This window comes from Mesorhizobium sp. NZP2298, from assembly GCF_013170825.1.
Lineage (GTDB): Bacteria > Pseudomonadota > Alphaproteobacteria > Rhizobiales > Rhizobiaceae > Mesorhizobium.
Window position 1 is genome coordinate 356,435 of sequence record NZ_CP033365.1, and the last position, 24,601, is coordinate 381,035.

22 protein-coding genes are annotated in these 24,601 nt (G+C 63.9%); 10 read left to right on the plus strand and 12 right to left on the minus strand.

Features of this window, described 5'->3' with window-relative positions:
- Nucleotides 1-2: 2 nt before the first annotated feature.
- The 4 genes from EB231_RS01620 to EB231_RS01635 all read right to left on the minus strand — a co-directional run bounded on the left by EB231_RS01620 (nt 3) and on the right by EB231_RS01635 (nt 7,242).
- Nucleotides 3-2,318 carry a putative bifunctional diguanylate cyclase/phosphodiesterase gene (locus EB231_RS01620; RefSeq protein ID WP_172347305.1) on the minus strand — a complete coding sequence of 772 codons (2,316 nt, stop codon included), beginning with the start codon at nt 2,316-2,318 and terminating at the stop codon, nt 3-5.
- Between the two features lie 91 nt (nt 2,319-2,409).
- On the minus strand, nt 2,410-5,889 hold the full coding sequence (locus tag EB231_RS01625; RefSeq protein ID WP_172347306.1) for an indolepyruvate ferredoxin oxidoreductase family protein: 3,480 nt from the start codon (nt 5,887-5,889) through the stop codon (nt 2,410-2,412).
- Between the two features lie 215 nt (nt 5,890-6,104).
- Nucleotides 6,105-6,638, minus strand: a complete 534-nt coding sequence (locus tag EB231_RS01630; protein WP_172347307.1) for a hypothetical protein — start codon at nt 6,636-6,638, stop codon at nt 6,105-6,107.
- A complete protein-coding gene (locus EB231_RS01635; protein ID WP_172347308.1) occupies nt 6,631-7,242 on the minus strand; it encodes a CGNR zinc finger domain-containing protein in 612 nt (203 codons plus the stop codon). Before EB231_RS01635 ends, EB231_RS01630 begins: the two co-directional genes overlap by 8 nt.
- Before the next feature lie 148 nt (nt 7,243-7,390).
- Between EB231_RS01635 and EB231_RS01640 the strand changes: the two genes are divergently transcribed.
- The 4 genes from EB231_RS01640 to EB231_RS01655 all read left to right on the plus strand — a co-directional run bounded on the left by EB231_RS01640 (nt 7,391) and on the right by EB231_RS01655 (nt 11,900).
- Nucleotides 7,391-8,296 (plus strand): branched-chain amino acid ABC transporter permease, encoded by a 906-nt coding sequence (locus EB231_RS01640; RefSeq protein ID WP_172347309.1) that lies wholly within the window; start codon nt 7,391-7,393, stop codon nt 8,294-8,296.
- A 190-nt stretch (nt 8,297-8,486) separates the two neighbouring features.
- Nucleotides 8,487-9,071 (plus strand): TRAP transporter small permease subunit, encoded by a 585-nt coding sequence (locus EB231_RS01645; protein WP_172347310.1) that lies wholly within the window; start codon nt 8,487-8,489, stop codon nt 9,069-9,071.
- The gene (locus EB231_RS01650; protein WP_172347311.1) at nt 9,071-10,858 is read left to right on the plus strand and encodes a TRAP transporter large permease; all 1,788 of its coding nucleotides are present in this window, start codon (nt 9,071-9,073) and stop codon (nt 10,856-10,858) included. The genes EB231_RS01645 and EB231_RS01650 overlap by 1 nt, the downstream gene beginning before the upstream one ends.
- A 13-nt stretch (nt 10,859-10,871) precedes the next feature.
- Complete coding sequence (locus EB231_RS01655) at nt 10,872-11,900, plus strand: zinc-dependent alcohol dehydrogenase family protein (protein WP_172347312.1); 1,029 nt, start codon at nt 10,872-10,874, stop codon at nt 11,898-11,900.
- A 91-nt stretch (nt 11,901-11,991) separates the two neighbouring features.
- On the opposite strand, the gene EB231_RS01660 is transcribed toward EB231_RS01655, so the two are convergent.
- On the minus strand, nt 11,992-13,101 hold the full coding sequence (locus EB231_RS01660) for a TRAP transporter substrate-binding protein (protein WP_172347313.1): 1,110 nt from the start codon (nt 13,099-13,101) through the stop codon (nt 11,992-11,994).
- Between the two features lie 246 nt (nt 13,102-13,347).
- Here EB231_RS01660 and EB231_RS01665 point away from each other — a divergent pair, with 246 nt between their 5' ends.
- Entirely contained in the window at nt 13,348-14,139 is a 792-nt protein-coding gene (locus tag EB231_RS01665; protein ID WP_246740856.1) for a gamma-glutamyl-gamma-aminobutyrate hydrolase family protein, read from the plus strand.
- Here EB231_RS01665 and EB231_RS01670 read toward each other — a convergent pair whose 3' ends face one another.
- The 5 genes from EB231_RS01670 to EB231_RS01690 form a co-directional block, all read right to left on the minus strand.
- Nucleotides 14,140-14,541 carry a hypothetical protein gene (locus EB231_RS01670; protein ID WP_172347314.1) on the minus strand — a complete coding sequence of 134 codons (402 nt, stop codon included), beginning with the start codon at nt 14,539-14,541 and terminating at the stop codon, nt 14,140-14,142.
- 86 nt (nt 14,542-14,627) lie between these two features.
- Entirely contained in the window at nt 14,628-15,611 is a 984-nt protein-coding gene (locus EB231_RS01675; RefSeq protein WP_172347315.1) for a 2-hydroxyacid dehydrogenase, read from the minus strand.
- A complete protein-coding gene (locus EB231_RS01680) occupies nt 15,608-16,630 on the minus strand; it encodes a LacI family DNA-binding transcriptional regulator (RefSeq protein ID WP_140606744.1) in 1,023 nt (340 codons plus the stop codon). The genes EB231_RS01675 and EB231_RS01680 overlap by 4 nt, the downstream gene beginning before the upstream one ends.
- A 78-nt stretch (nt 16,631-16,708) precedes the next feature.
- On the minus strand, nt 16,709-17,650 hold the full coding sequence (locus tag EB231_RS01685; protein WP_081295048.1) for a DMT family transporter: 942 nt from the start codon (nt 17,648-17,650) through the stop codon (nt 16,709-16,711).
- A 140-nt stretch (nt 17,651-17,790) separates the two neighbouring features.
- Nucleotides 17,791-18,198, minus strand: coding sequence for a DUF2000 family protein (locus EB231_RS01690; protein ID WP_172352779.1), 408 nt, complete (start codon nt 18,196-18,198; stop codon nt 17,791-17,793).
- Nucleotides 18,199-18,251: 53 nt separating this feature from the next.
- On the opposite strand from EB231_RS01690, the gene EB231_RS01695 reads away from it, so the two are divergent.
- The gene (locus EB231_RS01695) at nt 18,252-19,124 is read left to right on the plus strand and encodes an AraC family transcriptional regulator (protein ID WP_172347316.1); all 873 of its coding nucleotides are present in this window, start codon (nt 18,252-18,254) and stop codon (nt 19,122-19,124) included.
- A gap of 8 nt (nt 19,125-19,132) precedes the next feature.
- Here EB231_RS01695 and EB231_RS01700 read toward each other — a convergent pair whose 3' ends face one another.
- Entirely contained in the window at nt 19,133-19,603 is a 471-nt protein-coding gene (locus tag EB231_RS01700; protein ID WP_032933964.1) for a MarR family winged helix-turn-helix transcriptional regulator, read from the minus strand.
- A gap of 435 nt (nt 19,604-20,038) precedes the next feature.
- Here EB231_RS01700 and EB231_RS01705 point away from each other — a divergent pair, with 435 nt between their 5' ends.
- The 3 genes from EB231_RS01705 to EB231_RS01710 all read left to right on the plus strand — a co-directional run bounded on the left by EB231_RS01705 (nt 20,039) and on the right by EB231_RS01710 (nt 22,581).
- Complete coding sequence (locus EB231_RS01705; protein ID WP_172347317.1) at nt 20,039-21,097, plus strand: CobW family GTP-binding protein; 1,059 nt, start codon at nt 20,039-20,041, stop codon at nt 21,095-21,097.
- Between the two features lie 85 nt (nt 21,098-21,182).
- Nucleotides 21,183-21,293, plus strand: a complete 111-nt coding sequence (locus EB231_RS35695; protein WP_445299311.1) for a hypothetical protein — start codon at nt 21,183-21,185, stop codon at nt 21,291-21,293.
- A gap of 313 nt (nt 21,294-21,606) precedes the next feature.
- Nucleotides 21,607-22,581, plus strand: coding sequence for a WD40 repeat domain-containing protein (locus tag EB231_RS01710; protein WP_172347318.1), 975 nt, complete (start codon nt 21,607-21,609; stop codon nt 22,579-22,581).
- Nucleotides 22,582-22,594: 13 nt separating this feature from the next.
- On the opposite strand, the gene EB231_RS01715 is transcribed toward EB231_RS01710, so the two are convergent.
- Nucleotides 22,595-23,047 (minus strand): hypothetical protein, encoded by a 453-nt coding sequence (locus EB231_RS01715; protein WP_172347319.1) that lies wholly within the window; start codon nt 23,045-23,047, stop codon nt 22,595-22,597.
- A 160-nt stretch (nt 23,048-23,207) separates the two neighbouring features.
- Between EB231_RS01715 and EB231_RS01720 the strand changes: the two genes are divergently transcribed.
- Nucleotides 23,208-24,590, plus strand: a complete 1,383-nt coding sequence (locus tag EB231_RS01720; protein WP_172347320.1) for an aspartate aminotransferase family protein — start codon at nt 23,208-23,210, stop codon at nt 24,588-24,590.
- The last annotated feature ends 11 nt before the right edge of the window (nt 24,591-24,601 follow it).

Consider the following 24,601-nt stretch of genomic DNA (forward strand, 5'->3'; position numbering starts at 1 on the left):
TTTCAGGGGGCGGCGCGCTTGGCGATCGGCCGCAATTCGGCGGCGAAAGGCCAGGTCACATTGGACATGGTTTCGATGCCCGACGCGCTGAGTGCGGCGCCGAACAGGAAGCCCTGGACAAGATCCGGTTTCACCGAATGCAGCAGGATCTTGAGCTGCTCGAATGTCTCGACGCCTTCGATGGTCACGGTGAGACCCAGGATACGGGCCAGGTCGACGACGCCCTTCAACAGCTCGAGCGAGCGCGGATTCTGAGTGACATCCATCACGAAAGAGCGGTCGATCTTGATCTTGTCGAGAGGCAGCTTGTGGAGATAGCTCAGGCTGGAATAGCCGGTGCCGAAATCATCGAGGGCGATGCGCACGCCAAGCCGCTTCAGTTCCTCGATATATTGGCGCGTCTGCGACTTGTCGTCGAGCAACGCGGTTTCGGTGACTTCGATCTCCAGCCGGCCGGCGGCGAGGCCTGAACTGGCCAACGCATCGCGGACCTTGTGGATGACATCGCCGTTGCGGAAATCCCTGGCGGAAAGGTTGACCGAGACGCTGGTCTGGTCAGGCCATTTGGCGCATTCGGCGCAGGCCGCCTGGAGCACGAAAGTGCTGATCTCGGAGATGATGCCCATCTCCTCGGCCAGCGGGATGAATACGCCGGGCGAAATCGGCCCGAGATCGGGATGGTCCCAGCGGCACAGCGCCTCGCAGCTGGCGATGCGCATGGTCTTCATGGCCACGATCGGCTGATAGACAACCCGCAGGTTCTTGCTTTCCACGGCGGTGCGCAGATCCGCCTTCATCAGCTGACGGTTGCGGAACGCGGCATCCATCGCCGCCTCGAACAGCCGCCAGCCGTTCTTGCCGAGCTCCTTGGCCTTGTAGAGCGCCAGGTCCGCCTTGACGATCATGGCGTCGACGTCGGTTCCCTCGACCTTGGACAGCACCGCGCCGGCGCTGGCCTGGATCCGCAAGCCGTGGCCGGCGACGTCGACCTCGCCCTGCAGGTCGGCGAAAATCTGGTCGAGCAGGCTGGCGAGATGACTTTCGTCCTCGATGCGGTCGAAGAACATCATGAATTCGTCGCCGCCGAAGCGGCTGACGGTAATGCCTTGCCCGGCGATCGCCGCGAGCCGTTCCGCGACGGCATAGATCAGGCCATCGCCGACAGGATGGCCGAGCGTGTCGTTGACGCTCTTGAAATCGTCGAGGTCGACCACCGCCAGGCCGCACAGGCGGTCGCGCTCGCCGGAGGCCATCAGTTCGCCGACCAGTTCGTGGAAATAGGCGCGGTTCGGCAGGCCGGTGAGGTTGTCGTAGCGTGCCATGAAACGGATTTTTTCCTCCGTCTCGACACGCGCGGTCACGTCTTCAAAGGTGATGACGCCCAGTTCCTGGTTGCCCTCGCGGGCGGAGAATTCAAAGTGCTGGCCATTGGAGAAGGAAACCAGCACCTTGCGGTCGCGCCCCTCGCGCAAGGCGCGCGTCAGCTGCGCCTCGACATAGCGGCAGTCCTTCGGTGCCAGCATGCCGCCGGCAACGCCGCGCAGCAGCAATGAATGGATCGAGCGCCCGAGCAACTGGTCGGGGGATTTCAGCGACATCAGACGGGCGGCCTCGGCGTTGCCGACAACCACCTTGCCGTCCGGGCCGAGCATGACCAGGCCATGCGACATGGTGTTGAGGGCGCGGTTGAAGCGCTGCGCGATCTGTCTCGCCTGCTTGTGTCCGACAACGGCCGAAAACAGCACATTGCGGACGTGGTCGGCGCTGCCCTTGATGATGAACATGAAGGGGATGATCAGCAGGCCCAGCACGACATAGGGCAAGTCGAACCGGAGGATGAGCGCCGCGGCGATCGGCCCGACGAAGGTGACCGCGAAGATCATGACCATGCGCGGCGAGCCGTAATTTCGGCCTACGACGGTCACCAGGGAGGCCATCGTCACCGACAGCGCCCCGATCTCGGCATAGGAGTCCGAGTAGACATAGATGGAAATGAAGCAGAAGAACCCCAGCAACGACCCTTGAAGGCTACCCTTCAGGATGTATTCGCGCTCCCACTTCGTTGCGTCGGCGGCGTCGCGAATCTCGCCGCCCGAGCGGTGGAACCGCCGCAGGCTGAAGTAACGCCAGACGCCGATGCCGAGCAGCGCGCCGGCGAGAGCCAGGAAAATAGGCTGGCCTTGACGCCAGTAGACCATGAGGCTGATCGTGGCGTGGCAAAGCGCGCCGATGACCAGCATATGCGCGTTGTCGAACAACGAGCGCACAAACTGGATATAAACATCCACTGGGATGTTATCGGTCTTTGTTTTGCCCATTACTGGCGCCCAATGAGCCCCAGCCTTGGCATAGTCCCATTAAAAAACCTTTAGCCTGGGCTGAAACGCCTGGTTTTAGGCGCTTTTTGGATCATTCGGCGGCCTGAAGTTTCGGCCTTGCCGGTGCTTTTGCCAAGCGATCTAGCAGCCTTTGGCGCTCGCCCAGGGCCTTTTCGGCACTGGCCTGCCGGACATGGCCATAACCGCGGATGAGCGCGGGAACCGAAACGAGAGCGACCGCCGCATCGGCCTTGCCCGGCGCCAGCGACTTGGCGACGAGCTGCAGATCACCCTCATACTGTGCCAAAAGCTGCCGTTCCGCACGCCGTTCGGCGGTATAGCCGAACAGGTCGAAAGCGGTGCCGCGCAAGCCCTTCAGCGCCGCCAGCAGGCGAAAACCCTTCATCATCCAGGGGCCGAAGCTCGATTTCCGAGGGCTTCCGTCATTGCCGCGACGTCCCATGAGCGGCGGCGCGAGATGGAATTCGAGCTTCTCGTAGCTCTGGAACTGCTTTCCAAGCTCGGCGGCAAAGGAGCCGTCGGTGTAGAGCCGCGCCACCTCGTATTCGTCCTTGATCGCCATCAGCTTGAACAGGTTCCTCGCCGCCGCCTCGGTCACGGCGGTCGAGCCGGGCACGGCCTTGGCCTCGGCGGCGCGCAGCAGCGCCAGCCTGTCGGCATAACGCCTGCCATAGGCGGCGTTCTGATAGGAGGTCAGGAAGGCGACACGGCGGGCAATGATCTCGTCCAGCGTCTGCGCGACCGGGGCGGCTTGTCCCGCCTTGCCCGGCTGGGCGACAAGGCCGCGCACGAAATCCGGCTGGTGTGCCGCGCGGCGGCCCCAGCGGAAGGCGGCGATGTTCATCGCCACCGCTTCGCCATTGAGCTCGATGGCCTTTTCGACGGCCTTGGCCGACAGCGGCAGGCCACCATGCTGGAAGGCAAAGCCGAGCATGAACATGTTGGCGCCCAGCGAATTGCCGAACAGCGATGTGGCGGTACGGGTGGCGTCGAAGAAATGCGCCTTGTCCTCGCCGGCGGCGGTGCGGATCGCTTTCTTCAGGCGTTCGATGGGCAGCGAGAAATCCGCCGAGCGGGCAAACTCGCCGGGCATGATCTCGGCGGTGTTGGCGAGGAAGATGGTATGGCCCTCGCGTACCGCCGTCAGCACCTTCTTGGCGCCCGACACGACGAGGTCGCAGCCAAGCACGAGGTCGGCCTTCCCCGCCGAAACGCGGATGGCATGGATATCGTCCGGCGTGCGGGCGATGCGGACATGGGTGAACACCGAGCCGCCCTTCTGGGCGAGACCGGCCATGTCGATCATGCCGCACCCCTTGCCCTCGAGATGAGCCGCCATGCCGAGCACGGCGCCGACGGTGACGACGCCGGTGCCGCCGACGCCGTCGATGATCGCCGCCCATCCCTCGGCGCCCAGAGGAAATTCGGCCGGTGCCGGCACACCGTCGAGCGGATCAGTCTTGCCGGCCAGGCCCTCGGCTTTCCTGATCTTGGCGCCGTGCACGGTGACAAAGGACGGGCAGAAGCCGTTGACGCAGGAGAAGTCCTTGTTGCAGCTAGACTGGTCGATCCGGCGCTTGCGGCCGAATTCGGTCTCGACCGGCTGGATCGAGACGCAGTTCGACTGCACGCCGCAATCGCCGCAGCCTTCGCAGACCAGTTCGTTGATGAAGACGCGCTTGTCGGGATCGGGAAAGGTGCCGCGCTTGCGGCGCCGGCGCTTCTCGGCCGCACAGGTCTGGTCGTAGAGCAGGATCGAAACGCCCTTGACGTCGCGCAACTCGCGCTGGACGAGATCGAGGTCGTCGCGGTGGTGGATGGTGGCGCCGGCGGGGAATTCGGCCTTGCCGGCATATTTGTCGGGTTCGTCGGTGACGATGGCGATGCGGTCGACGCCCTCTGCCCGCACCTGCTTGGCGATCATGTCCACCGTCAGGCCGCCCTCGTGCGGCTGGCCGCCGGTCATGGCCACGGCATCGTTGTAAAGTATCTTGTAGGTGATGTTGGCCCCGCTCGACAGCGCGAAGCGGATCGCCAGCGTGCCGGAATGGTTGTAGGTGCCATCGCCGAGGTTCTGGAAGATATGATCGCGCTTGGAGAAAGGCGCCTGGCCGACCCATTGCGCGCCTTCGCCGCCCATGGCCGTGAAGCCCAGCGTATTGCGGTCCATCCAGAGCGCCATGAAATGGCAGCCTATGCCGGCGGCGGCGATCGAGCCGTCCGGCACCTTGGTCGAGGAGTTGTGCGGACAGCCCGAACAGAAGAAGGGCGTGCGCGAACCGATGTCGGTGGCATCCGCCAGCATTGCCTGGAACTGGCGGAGCTTCGCCACCCGCGCGGAGATTTCCTCCGACGGACCGATGGTTTTCACGATCCGCTCGCCGAGGGCTATGGCGATCTCGTTGGGGTCGAGCGCGCCCTTGGCGGGAAACAGCCAGTCGCCGCGCTCATCCTTCTTGCCGACGATGACCGGCTGCATGGCGTTACCGTAGAGGTTCTCGCGCAGTTGCACCTCGATCAGCGAGCGCTTCTCCTCGACCACGACGATGGCGTCGAGGCCACGGGCAAAGTCCTCGATGTGCTGCAGGTCGAGCGGCCAGGGGCAACCGACCTTGAACAGCCGCACGCCGATGCGGTTGGCGGCTGCCTCGTCGATGCCGATATCCTCCAGCGCCTGGCGGACATCGAGATAGCTCTTGCCCAGCGTGATGATGCCGAGCTTCGGGTTGCGGCCGCCCGAATAGACGATGTGATTCAGCCCGTTGGCGTGGATGAAGGCGGAGGCCGCGGCACGCTTGTACTCGTGCAGCCGCTCTTCCTGGCCGAGCATGTCGATCTCGTGGCGGATGTTGAGGCCGCCCGGCGGCATGTCGAATTCCGGCAGGACGATGTTGAGCCGTTCGAGCGAGGCGTCGACCGAGGCCGTCGATTCGATGTTGTCCTTGACGCATTTGATCGCCGCCCAGGTGCCGGCGAAACGCGACATGGCAAAGCCATACAGGCCGTAGTCGATGATCTCCTGGACGCCGGCCGGGTTGAGGATCGGCACCATTGTATCCACGAAGAGGAATTCGGTGGCGTGCGCGTTGGTCGAGGATTCGGCCATGTGGTCGTCGCCCATGAGAGCGAGCACACCACCGTGCTTCGACGAGCCGGCAAGATTGGCGTGACGGAAGACGTCGCCTGAACGATCGACGCCCGGCCCCTTTCCGTACCAGACCGAAAAGACCCCGTCATGGGTGCCCTCGCCCAGCAACTCCGTCTGCTGTGATCCCCAGCAGGCGGTGGCGGCAAGCTCCTCGTTGAGGCCGGGCTGGAAGACGATGTCGGCCCCGGCGAGCTGCTTCTTCGCCTTCCACAGCTGCATGTCGAGGCCGCCGAGCGGCGAGCCGCGATAGCCGGAGACGAAACCGGCCGTGTTCAGGCCAGCGCGGCGGTCGCGCTCGCGCTGCATCAGGAGCATGCGGATGACCGCCTGCGCGCCGGACAGGAAGATGCGCTCCTTTCCGAGGTCGAACTTGTCGTCGAGCGCGACATCATGCAGCGTCATCGGGCATTTCCTCTGCGAAGGCCGCGGGGCAGCAGCCAACGTCGGGATCGGATGACGCATCCTTTCTCCCCTTGCAAGGCAGGTCAAACAAAATCGAAGGGGCCAGGCCACGCGCAACAAACAGTCCGGCGGGCGCCGGGGCACGCATGAAACCGTGCATCGACGGCGCCAACGCGTACGAAAATTCCGGCCGACACCGGCGCGGTCGGAAGGCGTCAGCCGGCTTTCGAGCAGTCCGGCTTTGGCTCGCCCGGCAGCTTGCCGTCGGGATGGCCCGCTAGGTCGGGATTGGCCGTATAGAGCTGGTCGATGACCAGCGGCCGGTCGGGCAGAATCGACTGGTCCTCCGTCGACATCAGCGTGGTGTCGATCGTCTGCAGGACGGCACCGTCGGCGCCCTTGATGCTGATAGCGATGGCATAGGGCTTGTTCTTGACAATGCAGGTCAGCGCCGGGCTCTCCAGGCTCACCTTGTCGAGCTTCGGCCAGACCTTCTGTTCGACCACCAAAGGCGCACCGCCGGCAGGATTCTGGAAGCTGGCAACCGCCACCTGGCCCTCACCCATCGGCCGCAACGGCCGCAGCGTCACCACGTAGGTCGCCCTGGCGAGACGGTAGTTGAAGACGAATATCTTGCCGGAAACCTCGAACAGCTTGCCCTCGCCGCCGGTATCGCGGCAGGCGCCGAGCGCGGCGGCGGCGATCAAGATGGCGCCGGCAACGAGAGCGCGTGAAAATCCCCTAGGCATCCTTGACCTCATGGGCCGCCAAGCGGCGGCGACGATAGTGACGACTTGCCTTCTGCCGGTTGCCGCAGACCGACATGTCGCACCAAAGACGGCTGGAATTGCGGCTTCTGTCGACAAACAGCCAGGTGCAGTTGGGACAGATCCTGAGCCTCGCGACCGTGTCGTCACGCAGCAGCGACAGTGCCGAAACCGCCAGTGCCGCCTCGAAAGCGATCGGTGTCGAGGGATTCCCGAACGGCCTTCCCGGCACACCGATCTCGGTGCGGCTGCCGGCCAGGCCCTCGGCACAGGCCCGCAGGAAATCCGGCAGGTCAGCGGTGGCGAGCGCTCCCTTCGAAACCGCGCCGCGAAACAGCCGGTCGGTCGTCTCGCGGATCGACAGCACGACAGGCGCGATTGCCGCCGGTGAGGATACCGCCAGCCGCCTGTCGCCAAGCTCGGCGGCGCGGAAGCCGCTGGCCGCATCGGCAAAGCGGGCGATTTCGACCGGATCGTCGAAGCGGTCGAATGTGCGTTGCGGATCGCCGCGCAGCACGACGGTGTTCGCCGTGTCGAGCGCAAGCAGGCCGCCAGTGAAGCGGTGCGGGGTCCAGGCAACTGTCATATCGCAAAATCTAACCGATAAAGCGCATTTGACAAGTTAGATTCGACGATGCAAACCTCTGATGCGCACGGTATCGTCGCTTTGTCTTGAGCATTTTCGTCGTCCCGGACCACCGCGCATTCGGGGCGAGATGCTTCTGGTGTTGAGCATGCTCTATTTCTTCCAACAGGTGCTGAACGGGCTGCATTCGGGCGCGCTCTATGCGCTGCTCGCCTTCGGCTACGTGCTGACCAACGGCATCCTGCACCGCACCAACCTCGCCTATGGCGCGCTGTTTGCGTTCTGTGGCCAGGCGATGATCCTGAGCGTCGCCTTCGGCTACCAGGTTCTGTGGCTGACACTGTTGGCTTCGGTGCTGTTCGGTGTCATCGCGGCGTTCCTCTTTGCGGCGCTGATAAGCCATGTCCTGTCGCGCAGCATCTTCGAGCCGCTGGCCGACCGCTCGCCCAATGCCATCGTGGTGACCACGCTCGGCATCCTGCTCGTGCTGTCGGAAGCAAGCCGAATCGCGGCCGACACGCATGATCTGTGGCTGCCGCCAATGTTGGCTCAGCCGATCGTCTTCGCCGAAGGCTCCGGTTTCAAGGCGACGCTGACGCTGATCCAGGTGCTCGACTGCGCGGTGGTCCTGGCGGCGGTCGCACTCGCCACCTTTGCGTTTGCCCACTCCAACTTCGGCCGGTGCTGGCGTGCTGTCTCGGACGATCCACGAGCCGCCGCCCTGTGCGGTGTCGACGTGCGCGGCGTGTTCCAGCGTGCCGTGCTGTTCGGCGGCTTCTGCGCCGCGCTGGCCGGCGTGATGGCCAGCCTCTACTACGGCAATGTCAGCTTCGGTTCCGGCCTGGTCTACGGGCTGAAGATCCTGTTCGTGACAGCGGTCGGCGGCTACCTTTCGCCGCCGCGGGCAGCACTGGGCGCGGCCGCCTTCGGCATGGCCGAATCACTGTGGGCCGGCTATTTCCCGGTCGAATGGCGCGATGCGTGGATGTACCTGTTCCTGGTGGCCATGCTGATCCTGATCGGCGCCGGCCGCGATACCGGCAAGGTCGTCTGAGCCCATCAGACTTTGGTTGCATGACGCGGGGGGCAGACCGCCCTTGTCCCGCGCCACCCTTCATCCGCTACCGTTTTGCAGCCGCCATCCGTGTTGACCCGTCCGGCCACGCGCGGCATACCGTTGGGCCACGCGGCGTGACGGCTAAAAAAGGGGGAGCCGGCACGCCTCGGATACAAGGGAGGACTGCATGGAAGGGCCGCTCGCTCTGTCGCGGGGCATCGACCGCCTCAACGAATTCATCGGCAAATCGGTATCCTGGCTGATCCTGCTGGCGATCCTGGTGAGCGCGGCCAACGCCGTCATCCGCAAGATATTCGACACCTCGTCGAATGCGTGGCTGGAACTGCAATGGTACCTGTTCGGCGCCGCCTTCATGCTGGCGGCCGCCTATACGCTGAAGCAGAACGAGCATATCCGCATCGATATCGTCTACGGCCTGTTTTCACGCCGCGTGCAACACTGGATTGACCTTCTCGGCCATATCCTCTTCCTGATGCCGTTCGTGACACTGATGGTCGTCTATTTCGTGCCCTACGTGTCGCTGTCGTTCCACAGCGGTGAAATGTCGACCAATGCCGGCGGCCTGATCGTCTGGCCGGCCAAGGCCATCCTGCTGGTCGGCTTTTTCCTGCTCGCGCTCCAGGGCATTTCCGAGATCATCAAGAAGATCGCCATCATGCGCGGCGTCATGGACGATCCCAACCCCTTCATTTCCGTGCACGAACAGGCTGAACTCGAAGCCAAGGCGCTGGCCGACGAGGTGCGCTCGTGATGGAGTTCATCGCCCAGAACATGGCGCCGATCATGTTCACCTCGCTGATCCTGTTCATGCTGATCGGCTATCCCGTCGCCTTCTCGCTGGCCGCCAACGGCCTGATGTTCTTCTTCATCGGCGTGCTTTTGACGCCCTATTCGGGCGGGGCGATCAACCTCGCCTGGCCGCTGCTCTATGCGTTGCCGGACAATTTCTACGGCAGCCGGGTGATGTCGAACGACACGCTGCTGGCCATTCCGTTCTTCACCTTCATGGGCATCGTGCTCGAACGATCGGGCATGGCCGAGGACCTGCTCGACACGATCGGCCAGCTGTTCGGCCCGATCCGCGGCGGCCTCGCCTATGCGGTGATCTTCGTCGGCGCGTTGCTGGCGGCGACCACCGGCGTGGTGGCGGCATCGGTCATCGCCATGGGGCTGATCTCGCTGCCCATCATGCTGCGCTATGGCTACGACCGCCGTCTGGCGTCCGGTGTCATCGCCGCCTCCGGTACGCTCGCCCAGATCATCCCGCCCTCACTGGTGCTGATCGTTCTGGCCGACCAACTCGGCCGTTCGGTCGGTGACATGTATGCGGGTGCGCTGATCCCGGGCCTCGTGCTCACCGGTCTCTACGCACTCTACATTCTCATCGTGTCGATCTTCCGGCCGAAGATGATGCCGGCGCTGCCGCTCGAAGCGCGCACACTCGGCCATGGCGTGATTTCGCTGCTGGTGGCATTGGCGGCGGCGGTGGCCATCTCCTATGCGGCGTACAGCTATCTGGCGCCGACCCATGGCGACGGTGCCGACATTCTTGGCGCCTGCGTCGGCGTGATCCTGATCTATGTCGTCGCGATCGCCGACAGAAGGTTGAACATCAACATGATGTCGCGGCTGGCGCAGCAGGTCGTCATCGTGCTGATCCCGCCGCTGGCGCTGATCTTCCTGGTGCTGGGCACCATCTTCCTCGGCATCGCCACGCCGACCGAAGGCGGCGCCATGGGCGCGGTCGGCGCTTTGGCGATGGCCGCGGCAAAGGGCCGGCTGTCGCTGGATGTGATCAAGCAGGCACTGGCCTCGACGACGCGGCTGTCGTCTTTCGTGCTGTTCATCCTGATCGGCGCGCGCGTCTTCTCGCTGACCTTCTACGGCGTCAACGGCCAGATCTGGGTCGAGCACCTTCTGACCTCGCTGCCGGGCGGCGAAGTCGGCTTCCTGATCGGCGTCAACATCCTCGTCTTCTTCCTGGCCTTCTTCCTCGACTTCTTCGAGCTGGCCTTCATCATCGTGCCGCTCTTGGCGCCGGCGGCCGACAAGCTCGGCATCGACCTGATCTGGTTCGGCGTGCTGCTCGGGGTCAACATGCAGACCAGCTTCATGCACCCGCCCTTCGGCTTCGCGCTGTTCTACCTGCGCTCGGTCGCCGCGCGCGTGCCCTATCTCGACCGCATCACCGGCAGGCAGATCGCGCCGGTCACCACCGGTCAGATCTATTGGGGCGCGGTGCCCTTCGTCCTGATCCAGGTGGTGATGATCGGACTGACCATCGCCTTCCCGCAAATGGTGATGCGCTACAAGGGGACGGCGATCGATCCGGGCACGATCGACTACAAGGTGCCGGAAGTGCCCGGCCTGTCGCCGCTCGGCGCTCCGCAGGATGGTGGCGCGCCCGCCAATGGCGGCAGCGCGCCGGCCGCGCCCGGCACGCCAGATCTATCGCAGCCGCCGAGCTTCGGCGATGCGCCGCCGGCCAAGCCGGCGACACCGGCGCCGGACCTCTCGCAACCGCCGAGCTTCAATTGAGAGGGACGACGCCATGAAAGCGGTGCGGCTGGAGGCCGTGGGCAGCATCGCGCTGCGCGAGGTCGTCAAACCTGTCCCCGGCCCGGACGAGCTTCTGGTGCGGATCGAAGCCTGCGGTGTCTGCGGCACCGACCGCCACCTCTTCCATGGCGAATTCCCCTGCCGGCCACCGGTGACGCCCGGACATGAATTTTCGGGCATCATCGAGGCGGTCGGCGACACGGTCTCCGGCTTCGCCATCGGCGACCGCGTCACCGGCGATCCCAACATCGCCTGCGGGCGATGTCCGCATTGCCATGCCGGCCGGGTCAATCTCTGCCGCAATCTCAATGCCATCGGCATCCATCGCGATGGCGGCTTTGCCGAGTATGTCGTGCTGCCGCGGGAGCAGGCCTTCATCCTGCCCGCCGATCTGCCTCCAACGCATGGCGCATTCTGCGAGCCGCTCGGCTGCTGCCTGCATGGCATCGATCTTGCCGCGATCAAGCCCGGCAGTTCGGTGATCGTGCTGGGCGGCGGCGTCATCGGCCTGCTCACCGTGCAATTGGCAAGGCTGGCCGGTGCCACGACCATCATCCTGTCGACCAGACAGGCCTCGCGGCGCGCGCTTGCCGAGGAGCTCGGTGCGACGGCAACGGTCGACCCCACCGCCGCCGATGTCATTGATGCCATTCGCGGACCGGCGGGGCTGATGATTGGCGGCGCCGACGTGGTGTTCGAATGCGCGGGCGTGCGCGAGACCGTCGAGCAATCGATGCGGCTGGCAAGGGCCGGCGGCACGGTCGTCATCGTCGGCGTGACGCCACAAGGCATGAAGGCCGAGTTCGAGCCCTTCGATCTGCTGTTCCGGGAATTGAAGGTGGTTGGCTCCTTCCTCAATCCCTACACGCATCACCGCGCCGCCGAGCTAATCGCGTCGGGCGCGATCGAGATCAACCGGCTGATCTCCAGGCAGGTGCCGCTCGAAGAGGCGGCTGATGTGATCGCCAATCCGCCGGCGCCGGGCGAGGTCAAGGTGCTGGTGGTGCCGGGTCGAAACTAGGCGGCGGGCCCTTCCGGGATCACCACGCGGCCAAATGAAAAGACCCGGGTAAGCCGAGCTTCCCGGGTCTTCTTGAGTCGATGTTCGCCTCTTACAGCTTGCCGTTGCGCTGCTGGACCATCATGAAGGTGTCGTAATTGTACTCGGCCACCTGTGCCCAGAGGTAGTGCTCCTTGCGGAAGCCCTTGATCGATTCCCAGATCTTCTTGAACGGCGCGTTCGAGGCCTCCATCTCGGCATAGACCTCGTTGGCCTTTTGGAAGCAGGCGGCCATGATCTCCTGGCTGAACGGACGCAGTTTCGCGCCGCCGGCCACCAACCGCTTCACCGCTGCGGGGTTAACATAGTCGTATTTCTGCAGCATGTCGGCATCCGCGGCTTGCGCGGCGGTGTGCAACAGCGATTTGTAAGCTGGCGAAAGCTCTTCGTATTTCGCCTTGTTGAACATCAGGTGGACGGTCGGACCACCTTCCCACCAGCCGGGATAGTAGTAGTAGGGCGCGACCTTGTAGAAGCCGAGCTTCTCGTCGTCATAGGGGCCGACCCATTCGGCGGCGTCGATGGTGCCCTTTTCCAGCGCCGGGTAGATGTCGCCGCCGGCGATCTGCTGCGGCACGACGCCGAGTTTCTGCACCACCTTGCCGGCAAAGCCGCCAATGCGCATCTTAAGGCCGGAGAGATCGGCGACCGTGTTGATCTCCTTGCGGAACCAGCCGCCCATCTGCACGCCGGTGTTGCCGCCCGGCAGCCCGAAAAGACCTTGCGTGGCGAGAAACTCGTTGAACAGGTCAATGCCGCCGCCATGGTAGTGCCAGGCGTTCATGCCGCGCGCGTTGAGCGAAAAGGGAACCGCCGCACCGAGCGCCCATGTCGGGTCCTTGCCCCAGTAATAATATGCCACCGTGTGGCAGGCCTCTACCGTGCCGGCCGTGGTGGCGTCGGCGGCCTGCAGGCCGGGCACGAGTTCGCCGGCGGCAAAGACCTGGATCTGGAAATTGCCGTCCGTGGCTTCCGACAACATCTTGGAGAACACCTCGGCGCCGCCATAGATGGTGTCGAGCGATTTCGGGAAGGACGACGCCAGCCGCCATGTCACCTTGGGATTGGATTGGGCGATCGCCGGAGCGGCAAGCGTTGCCGCCGCCGCCGCGGCGCCGACACCGGTCACGCCGGCCTTGCGAATGAACGAACGACGATCCATGCAGTTCCTCCCTTTTGGATCAACAGACCGACATTCGGGAAATCCTCGGCTCCCCGTATCGGTTGGCCGAAACAATACACGGGCAAGACGTCTAGTCCAGCACGGCGGCGTGATTTGGTAACCGAGCCATGCGGCCCTGCAACTATAGTCTAACGGGGGATTTGGTGGCCCATGCGACACGCCGAAACTTGCCATGGAAAAACCATAGCGGATCGCCTATTTTGAAGGCAGGATAGACCTTGCCAGATGGAAACCAGAGCCAAAATGCAGCAGCCGCTCGTCGCCATATCGACCGACGTCCGTCAGTTCGACAACTACACCTGGCATGCCGCCCCTCAGCAATATCTGGAAGCCGCAATCACCGGTGCGGGCGTGTTCCCGCTGCTGGTGCCGTCGTTCGGCGACAGGCTCGACTTCGACGAACTTTTGTCCTCGGTCGACGGTGTCATGGTCACCGGCTCGAAATCCAACGTGCACCCCTCGCTTTACGGCGGCGATGCCAGCGAAGCCAACGGCCCTTATGATCCGGCGCGCGACGCCACCACGCTGCCGCTGATCCGCCGGGCGATCGAGCGCGGCGTGCCGCTGCTCGCCATCTGCCGCGGCATCCAGGAGCTGAATGTCGCTCTCGGCGGCACGCTGGGCACCGAGATCCAGGAACGCGAGGGCTCGCTCGACCACCGCGCGCCAGTGAGTGACAATCAGGACGAGCGCTTCGGCATCCGCCAGAAGGTGACCATCAGGCCCGGCAGTTGTCTGGCCGGCGTCTTCGGCGAGGGCGACATCATGGTCAATTCCGTGCATCGCCAAGCCGTCGACCGGCTCGGCTCGAAACTGCAAATCGAGGCCGTCGCAACCGACGGGACGGTCGAAGCGGTTTCGGTCAGGGATGCCCGGGCTTTTGCCGTTGGCGTCCAGTGGCATCCGGAATACTGGGTCAAATCGGACAGCAACTCGGCCAAGATCTTCCGCGCCTTCGGCGATGCGGTGCGCCTGCATGCAGCGGCAAAGGCTGGCTCGCGCGCTGCCGCGGAATAATCAGTCGTCAGTCTTCCGGTCGCCCGCCAGTGAAAGCAATGGCGTGGCTGGTGCATAGGATTCGTACCCGTCGCCATCAGCCACGGCGAAGGTGACGATCGGATCGATGCCGTCGGCGCTGAAGGCGACCGTGCCATCCTCTTCTTCGCGCCAGAATTTTGCCTGCTCGATGCCTGGCAAGAGCCGGCGGCAGGTCGGAGCCACCGTCAGCAACGACAGCCCCTGTGAAATCGAGGCGCCACGCTTGACCATGCAAGCCCCCTCGTCACCATTGGCGACCAGTCTGTAGGTATTATCCGTTGGCGTGGCCTCTTCGGCGGCGCTTTCCCCGCTGCCGCCGTGAAAGACCTGAACGCCGCCGAACACGGCGACGGCAGCGATAAAGACGGGAAGCGTTTTCATTCTGGTCTTCATCCACGGATGACAGGCAGGATGAATAATGATTTCAAAGGGTTAAGCTGGCGTTAATAAGTGTGGCAAACTGCCACTCAGCCGCGATCCTTGACATGCGCCGTCTCCGGAACCGGTGTCAGAGCCCGGCGTTCGGTGAACCAGGAAACCAGATTGTCGACGCACAGATCGGCCATGGCGCGGCGCGTGTGCTCCGAGGCCGAGCCGACATGCGGCAAAAGAGAGGTGTTGGGGGCGTCGAGCAGCGCCTTGGGCACGTTCGGTTCGTCGGCGAAGACATCGAGCCCGGCTGCGGCGATGGTGCCGTCTGCTAGGGCAGCCGCCAGTGCTGCCTCGTCGACCGTGCTGCCGCGGCCGATGTTGACGAAGACGCCGTTGGCGCCGAGCGCCGACAGGATCTCGGCATTGACCGCCTTCTGCGTCGAGGCCCCGCCAGGCGCCACCGAAATCAGCGTGTCGACCGCTTCGGCCAGGCCCTTCAGCGTCGGGTGATACCGATAGGAAAGACCTTCGACACGGCGCCGGTTGTGATAGGCGACCGGCAGGCCGAACGCCTCGAGCCGCCGGGCAATGGCTTGCCCGATGCGGCCCATGCCGAAAATGCCGACGCGGCGCGCGCGCAAGGTCAGCCGGCTCAGCGGATAGTTGCCCTTGCGCACCCAGCTGCCGTCACGCAGCCAGTTTTCCGCGCGCGGCAGGTCACGGACCGTGTTGATCAGCAGCCCGATCGCGGTGTCGGCTACCTCGTCTGTGAGGACGTCGGGCGTGTTGGTGACCATGATGTTCTTTGCCGCGGCATGGCCGACATCAACCGAGTCATACCCAACCCCAAAGGAAGCGATGAGTTCGAGATTGGGCAAGGCATCCATCATTGCCGCGCTGATGCCGGCAAAGGAGGCTATGCCACGCACCGTGCGGCGCATCTCGTCGGTGACCAGCGCCGGATCGGCGCGCTCGATCCCGACCCGGTTGAAGGTACGATCGATGCGCCCGACGGCATGGTCGCTGAAGTCCGCCGGCACCAGAATGGCGACGGCTTGCAGCTGTTCGGCCTTGGTCATGCACGCTCCACCGGCTTGCCGGTCGACTGGCGCACATGCAGTTCCGGCTTGATCAATTCCTGCGAGGGCCGCACCGTCTGCCCGTTGAGCTTGTCGAGCAGCGCGCTGGCGGCGCGGCGGCCGACCTCGCGCTGGCCGTTCCAGACGGTGGTCAGTGCCGGCGTGGCGATCGCCGCCTCCTCGAGATCGTCATAGCCGGTGACGGAGATGTCGATGCCCGGCACCAAGCCGGCACGGGCAATGCCGTTCATCAGGCCGATGGCGACGAGGTCGTTCCAGCAGCAGGCGGCGGTCGGCTTGTCCTTCAGCGCCAGGAACTGCCCGGCAGCCTCGAAGCCGGCCTGCTTGGTGCGCGGGCCGGCGATGCGCCAGGACGGCCTGACTTCGAGCCCAGCCGCCTCCATGGCGTTGACATAGCCCTGGTAGCGGTCGCGGCCGGTCGAGGTCTGGTCGGTGCCGCCGATCATGGCGATGCGCTTGTGGCCGAGCGAGATCAGATGGTTGGTGGCAAGCCCGGTGCCATAGGCGTCGTCGCCGCGAAACACCGGCACGTCGGCGCCCTCGACGGTGCGGGCGATCAGCACCGCCGGCAGGCCGTTTTCCTCGGCCATCAGGATATCGGAAGCCGGCGTGCCGATGGCCGGCGACATGATGACGCCGTCGGCGCCAAGCTGCAGCAGCGTGTCGATGAAAGTGCGCTGCTTTTCGAGCTGGTCGTAATGATTGGACAGAATGAAGGTCTGCCGGCTGCGGTCGAGCTCGCTCTCGATCGAGCGCAGTATTTCGGCGAAGAACGGGTTCATGATATCGTGCACGACGACGCCGACAATGCCCGAGCGTGAAGTGCGCAGACTGGCGGCGCGGCGGTTGTAGATATAGCCGATGGCGCGCGCATGTTCCTTGATGCGATCACGCGTCGAGCCGGCCACCAGCGGGCTGTCGCGCAGCGCCAGCGACACGGTGGCCGTGGACACGCCGAGTGCATCGGCGATCGTCGAAAGCTTGATTTTTTGTGCCAGCGCCTTGCGCTCCCCGAACGACCTGAATTTCGACCTAAACTGTTTAAAGGCGGCGTTATGCCACCGATCGGGAGCAAATCAAAGTTTTTTTGCCAGAGCTTCCGCCTCGACATCGGAGGCCGCGCGGCTCCGCAGCCGGAGCCGGTGCTCGCGATGGACGATGTAGAGGCCGCTGGCAACGATGATGGCCGCGCCGACCAGTGTCCAGCGGTCGGGAAACTGCTTGAAGACAATCCAGCCGGAAATGATCATCCACACCATCTGCGAGTAGGGATAGGGGGCCAGTGCCGTGGTCGTCGCCAGCCGATAGGCCTGCACCAGCAGCCAGTGCCCGACACCGCCGAACACGCCAAGCATGAGCAGGACGAACCAGTGCCAGCCATCATGCGGCAGCGAGAATGAGAACGGCAGCATGGGCAAAAGCAGCACCGCCGGCGCCAGCGCCGAGAACAGGATCAGGCTTTCCGACGTCTCGGTCGCCGACATGCGGCGCGTCATGATGACATAGAAGCTGTTCGACAGCATCGAGCCGAGCGCGAAGAGATGCCCGATACCGAAAACGCCGACACCTGGCCTTGTGATGATCAGAACTCCGGCGAAGGCGGCGAGGATGGCCAGCCAGCGCCGCCAGCCTGCCCATTCGCCAAGCAGCGGGCCGGCAAGTGCGGTGATCACCATCGGCCCGAAGAAATAGATCGACGTCGTCTCGGCCAGTTGCAGGGAGCGGAGCGCCAGGATGTTGCACATGGTCGAGCCGAACAGGAACACACCGCGCAACACATGCGCCGGCAGGTTGACCGGGCGAAACCGCATGGGTTGCCGCCAGCCGCGCAGCAATGCGCCGACCAGCACGACATGCACGGCAAAGCGCACCCAGGCGACGATCAGCGCGGAAACGCCGGCCAGGACGAGATATTTGCTTGAGGTGTCGAGGAAAGTGAAGAAGACATAGGTGGCAAGCATGCACAGGATCGCCACCGGCGGCGTCGCGCTTTCGACATATCTCTGGGAAGCACTCACTTGCAGGCCGGGGAAAAGCTGGGCTGGAACCCACCTTTGCTGGAATTGTGACTTCCCGGCAAGCCAATTGTCGCCCGCTGCTGTGCCAAGGCCGGCTGGCACAACAACAGAAGCCGGCAGGCTTAGTCCAGGCTTGCCTGCTATGCGTGCATGCGGGCGCCCTTGGTGATCTTGTCGACGAGCTTCTTGTCGGCGCGCAGCGCGATGCCGACCACCTTGGCGTCTTCCGGCGCGAATTCGGCGAAGACGGCGCGGTTGGCGGCGTCGAAGCCGGTCGAGAACATCTCCTCGACATAGAGCGAACTCGTCACGCCACGCTCCAGCGCGCGCCGGTGGATCGCGCTCAGCGTCACCTGGTCGGCCGACAGCACGATGACCGGCTGGATCGACAGCGGGTTATAGAGATTGCCTGATCGGTCGCGATAGGGTTCGCCGATGATTTCGGGAAACTGCGCGACGATGCCGCTGGTCAGGAAGGCGGTGACGTTGAGTTTCTGCCAGACGGGCAGATCTTCCCGCAGCACGATTGCAAATTTCGTATCGAACATGAGAAAATGGACCATTCAAGCTTGCGCCCCGATTTTCGAGGCTGAGGGAGACGATGGCGTTGGAACTAGACCGCCAGGCCTTCGAGGGTCTTGGACGTTTGTGCGCCGATGCGGCTGAGAACTGCATCATTTCCGCTCCCGACCCCGCTGGGATGGAGCGGATCGAGGCGCGGTTCCACGGCAGTGCCTTCGATCTGCATCGCCATGACACCTATGCGATCGGGGTGACGCTGCAGGGCGTGCAGACCTTTCGCTATCGGGGCGCGACGCGGCTAAGCCTGCCCGGCCAGATCATCGTGCTGCATCCCGACGAATTGCATGATGGCGGCGCCGGTACCGAGGACGGGTTGCGCTACAGGATGCTCTATCTCGAACCGTCGCTGATGCTGGACTGCCTTGGCGGCGCTTCCCTGCCCTTCGTCGGGGATGCCGTCGTGAGCGACGACACCTTCTGCGCAACGCTGCTCTCGGCACTGGGGCCGCTGCAACAGGAGCTCGACGAGCTGTTTGTCGACGACTTCCTGACGCAATTGATGCAGAGCCTGGCGCGGCATGCCGGCCAGCCGGCGAAGCCGATGGCCAGGACGGCCTGGCGGGCCGCCGCCCTGGCGCGGGACTATCTCACGGAGAACGTCACGCGCCCCGTGCGTTCCGGCGAACTGGAAGCCATCACCGGACTCGACCGCTACGCCTTGTCGCGGCATTTCCGCGCCGCTTTCTCGACCAGCCCGCATCGTTTCCTGGTGATGCGCCGGCTTCAGCGCGCGCGGCGGATGATCATCGCCGGCGAACCCTTGGCGCAGACCGCCGTCGAGGCCGGCTTCACCGACCAGAGCCACTTCAACAGGCAATTCAAGAAGGCGTTCGGCATGACACCGGGACGCTGGTCCTCGCTGATCCGGGACGCTGCCCCGGCGGCAGCCTGACGTTGCGCTCAGTCGTCCGACTCGGCGTCGTCGTCGATCAGCACCAATTCCTCGTTGGAGAGGTTGGCCTCGATGCGGGCAAGCAGCTTGAAAAGCGCCTTCTGATCCTTCTTGTCGAGACCTTTCAGCGCCTGCTTTTCGGTCTTCTTCACCGACTTCTCGATGGCGCGGATGGTTTCTCGGCCGCTGTCGGTGAGAAAGATGTGCGCCTGGCGGGCATCGGCTTCCGATGCGCGCTTTTCCAGAAAACCCTGCGCCTGCAGCCGGTTGATGGTCTTGGTAATGGTCGGCGGGCGCACGCCAAGGCGACCGGCAAGATTACCCGGCGTCTGGCCGTCCTCGCGGTCGAGCGCCAGCATGATCTGGTCCTGGCCGGCATAGAAGCCGTGCGCCAGAAGCCGGGCAGCCAACGCGGTTCTTGCCAGCCTGGCCGCCGAATGCAGCCGGCTCATTGTTGCAGTCTTGTCCGCCTTGGCCATGGTCATCCCTCTTCGGCCGTGCCGGTGCGTGGAGCATAGACGCAGCCGGCCGGTTGGCAATCGACGATAGAAAAGATTCCGGCTCTCCAAACAGCTTTGCCGGCAAGCATTGCGGTGTCCGCCGTGGTGATGCCAGATGTTTATTTCAGTTAGATGACAAACGAGTTTCCGAAATACCGGATTCACAGCGACCACGTCCCAGACGCGACGTGACATTGACAACCCCTGCCAAGACGCCTCCTTTGTCGTTCCCGCCTTTCAGCATCGCCGACTACGGATCTTTCCCCCGACAAGTAACCACAGGGATAACGCCGGCCGGCCGCTTTGGCCCATTGGTTTGGCCCGTGCAAAAGCCCGGAACACACCCTATATGGGACTGACAATCCCTTTTTTCACGGCCTGGATTTTCAAGGCCCGGTCATTTCGAGGCAAGTCATGAGCGACGCACAGACGCAGATCCCCGTAACCGTTCTTACCGGCTATCTCGGTGCCGGCAAGACGACGCTCCTCAACCGCATCCTGTCGGAGAACCATGGCAGGCGCTACGCCGTCATCGTCAATGAATTCGGCGAAATCGGCATCGACAACGACCTGATCGTGGAATCCGACGAGGAAATCTACGAGATGAACAATGGCTGTGTCTGCTGCACGGTGCGTGGCGACCTGATCCGCGTCGTTGAAGGCCTGATGCGCCGCCCCGGCCGCTTCGACGCCATCGTGGTCGAGACCACCGGTCTCGCCGATCCGGTGCCGGTGGCACAGACCTTCTTCATGGACGACGACGTGCGCTCCAAGACCAAGCTCGACGCCGTGGTGGCGCTGGTCGACGCCAAGCATCTGCCGCTCAGGCTCAAGGATTCCAAGGAGGCCGAGGACCAGATCGCCTTTGCTGACGTCGTCGTGCTCAACAAGACCGACCTTGTCACTCCGGAAGAACTCGCCAAGGTCGAGGCGACGATCCGCGCCATCAACCCGGCGGCCAGGATCCACCGCACCACGCGCGCCGGCGTCGCCCTGTCGGAAGTGCTCGACCGCGGCGCTTTCGACCTGTCCCGGGCACTGGAAAACGATCCGCATTTCCTCGAGGCGCATGACGACCACCATCATCATGACCACGATCACGATCATCATGACCATGATCATGACGGGCACGACCATCATCACCATGACCACGCGCACCCTTCCGACATCCATGACGTAACGGTGCAGTCCGTGTCGTTGCGCGGCGGCGAGATGGATCCGAAGAAGTTCTTCCCGTGGATCGAGAAGATCACCCAAATGGAAGGTCCGAACATCCTGCGGCTGAAGGGCATCATCGCGCTCAAGGGCGATGACGAGCGCTACGTCATCCAGGGCGTGCACATGATCATCGAAGGCGACCACCAGCGCGCCTGGAAGGACGGCGAGAAGCATGAGAGCCGGTTGGTCTTTATCGGCCGCGAACTGGACGCCGAGCGGCTGAAGAAGAGTTTTGACGCCTGCCAGGCGGCTTGATTGTTTGGCAGAGGACAGGGTACCAAAATCCGTGGATAGCAAGACCGGACGTGAGCCTCAGGTCGCGATCAGTACGCCCGAATTGGTGAGAGTATCCGCTTCGGATTTCACGCTTATCTTGGATTTGGTGGAGCACCCTCCAAAGCCAAATGCGAAGCTGCTTAGGGCGATCGCAGCGTTGCCAAGCACTTTGTAGCGACAATTTCCAACGACCGGCGCCGCCCCTCATCCGCCTGCCGGCACCTTCTCCCCGTATAGTGACGGGGAGAAGAGGTCTGGCCGCAATGCCGACGCCTTTTCTTTGGCCTTGGGCATTGGCGAAACCATCCGCGACAGCGTGTTTCTTCCCGTCACTATACGGGGAGAAGTGTCCGGAAGGACAATGAGGGGCAGCGCCATCATTAGCAGTTACAGACAGGCTATTTGTTCCGACTTCGCGACCTCATGGTTGCCGGACGTGCAAACGTCGAGTAAGCCGCCCTCTGCACTTTCATTGAACAAAGATAATCATGCCAACTGTCGCCCCCCTAGACCTCGAAGGCCATTGCGTTGCCGCCGTCTTCCTCGGCGACGTGCCGCATTTCGCGCTGGCCGATGGCGCCATCCATCGGCTCGACAACGGCCACAAGACGATGCAGGCAAATGACGGGTTGCTCGCCACCTTCCACGATGCGGCGAACGATCGGCTGATCACCGGCGGCGAGGACGGCAAGGTGTTTGCCGTTACCGCGGGCGGCAATGTCGGGGAATTGGCCAGCGCCGGAAAAAAGTGGATCACCAGCGTCGCCGCCGGGCCGCAGGGCGCCATCGCCTATGCCACGGGCAAGACGGCCTTCGTGCGCTTCGCCGATGGCAGGACCAGGGAATTCGCCCATCCGCGTTCGGTCGAGGGTCTGGCGTTTTCGCCCAAGGGCATGCGCTTCGGTGTCGCCCGTTACAATGGCGCGACGCTGCATTTCCCGGCCGCCGAGGGCAAGCCGGTTGAGCTCGAATGGGCCGGCGCCCACACCGGCATCACCTTCTCGCCCGATGGCGCCTTCCTCGTCACAACGATGCAGGAGAATGCCCTGCATGGCTGGAAGCTGGCCGACGGCAAGCACATGCGCATGACCGGCTATCCCGGCAAGGTCAAAAGCCTGTCATGGAGCGTCAAAGGCAAATGGCTGGCGAGTTCCGGAGCCCCGGCGGCGATCGTCTGGCCGTTTTCCGGCAAGGACGGGCCGATGGGCAAGGCGCCGCTGGAACTCGGCACGCGCGGCAATACGATGGTGACCTGCGTCGCCTGCCATCCAAGCCAGGATGTCGTGGCGATCGGTTATGACGACGGCATGGTGATCGCCGCCCGTTTCGCCGATGCCAAGGAAGTGTTGTTGCGCCGGCAAGGCAAGGGCCCCATCACATCGATGATGTGGGACAAGGAAGAACGGCGCATCGCCTTCGGCAGTGCCGCGGGCGACTGCGGCGTCATCGACATCACGGCATAGTTCACATAGGCGATTACTCGGCGCCGCAGGAAACCTTGCCGGTCAACTCCGCGGTCTTGCCATCCTTGTCCTTGTCGGCGGTGCTGTCATAGACGGCAAGCGTGTACTGGCCGTCATAGACGCCTTCGTCGCTGGCCTTGGTCAGGATCGTCAGTTCGACTGAATCGAAGGTGTCTGCCACCTCGTGCTCGTGGTAGATGTTCAGCCGTAGCTCCTTGCCGTCCAGCCAGTACTGGGTCAGGTTGGAATCCTCGAACGCCGTCTTGCGCAATCCATCGCCAGCCGGCCTCGCCTTGATTTCGAGATCTCCACGAAAGTTGAAGGTCGGGCCGCCCATGCCCCTGGTGACGCCGGCGCCGACGTCGAATGTCACCGCCGTATCATCGACGTTGCACCAGATGCCGCCGGAGGCGAAGGCCGGGACTGCCGACGATAGAAGCATTGTCACACAGATGATCGTCCGCATCCTTGGTCTCTCCCCACACCAATTCCCGCTCATATTGGCACTGACTTCGACAGCACGGTCAAGCGGCGCTGCCAGACGCTGAGCCAATGCAGAACAGACGCGCGGCCAATTGCGGTTGCGGATGTGGATTGGCTAAGAGGGACCAGCCAAAGGGGTTTCCATGCACAGCAGCGACAGTTCAACGACGTCCATCGGCGGCATCAGCCGGGATCGCATCGCGCAAATGCGCGAGACCGAGGGGGCGGCCTTCCGCGCGGCGCGGCCGAAATCGCAAGCCAAGGTCGGCAATGGGTTGCCCGGCTTCTTCGGCGGCGTGCCGATGCACTGGATGAACGACTGGCCGACACCGTTTCCGATCCTGGTCGACAGTGCCAAAGGCGCTGCGATTACCGACATAGACGGCAACAGGTTGGACGATTTCTGCCTTGGCGACACCGGTTCGATGTTCGGCCACTCGCCGCCACCGGTGGCGCGCGCCATCCGCCGCCAGGCCGGACGCGGCCTGACCTACATGCTGCCTTCGCAAGACGTGCTTGCCATCGGGCCGCTGCTGCAGCAGCGCTTCGGCCTGCCGTTCTGGCAGATCGCGACCACCGCGACCGACGCCAACCGCTTCGCGCTGCGCGTTGCCCGCGCTGTGACTGGCCGGGAAAAGATCCTGGTCTTCAACGGCTGCTATCACGGCTCGGTCGACGAGACGATGGTGCGGCTGATCGACGGCAAGCCCGTCAACCGGCCCGGGCTGGCGGGCGAGTTCCGCGACCTGACCCGCACGGCCAAGGTCATCGAGTTCAACGATGTCGCCGCGCTGGAGGCAGCGCTCAAGGACAGAGACGTGGCATGCGTCATAGCCGAGCCGGTGCTGACCAATTCCTGCATGGTGCTGGCCGATCCCGGCTTCCATGACGCGCTGCGCAGGCTGACGCGCGAAACCGGCACGCTGCTGTTGATCGATGAGACGCACACCATCTCGACCGGCCCCGGCGGCTATACCAGGAAATACGGGCTCGACCCCGACTTCTTCGTGCTGGGCAAGCCGATCGCCGGCGGTGTGCCGGCAAGCGTGTGGGGCATGAGCGAGAAGGTCGCTTCCCGCTACGCCGACTACAACCGGACGAAGGAGCCCGGCTATTCCGGCATGGGCACGACGCTATCGGCCAACCCGCTGCAATTCGCCACCATGCGCGCCACACTCGAGGAGGTGATGACGCCGGAGAATTATGACCGCATGGATCATCTCGCCCGGCGTCTGGATGCCGGACTGACCGGGGTGATCGACCGCTACCGCCTGCCCTGGCATGTCGCCCGTGTCGGCGCCCGCGTCGAGTTCATCTGCGCACCCGGCCCGTTGCGCAACGGTGCGGAGGCGGAAGGCGCACACGCGCCGGAACTGGAAGCCGCCATCCATGTCGCGCTGGTCAATCGCGGCGTGCTGATCGCGCCCTTCCACAACATGATGCTGATCTCACCGGCGACCACAGGCACCCAGGTGAACCGGCTGATCACCGCCTTCGGCGCGGTTGCGGCAAAGCTTGCGGCATGAGACAAGCGGCC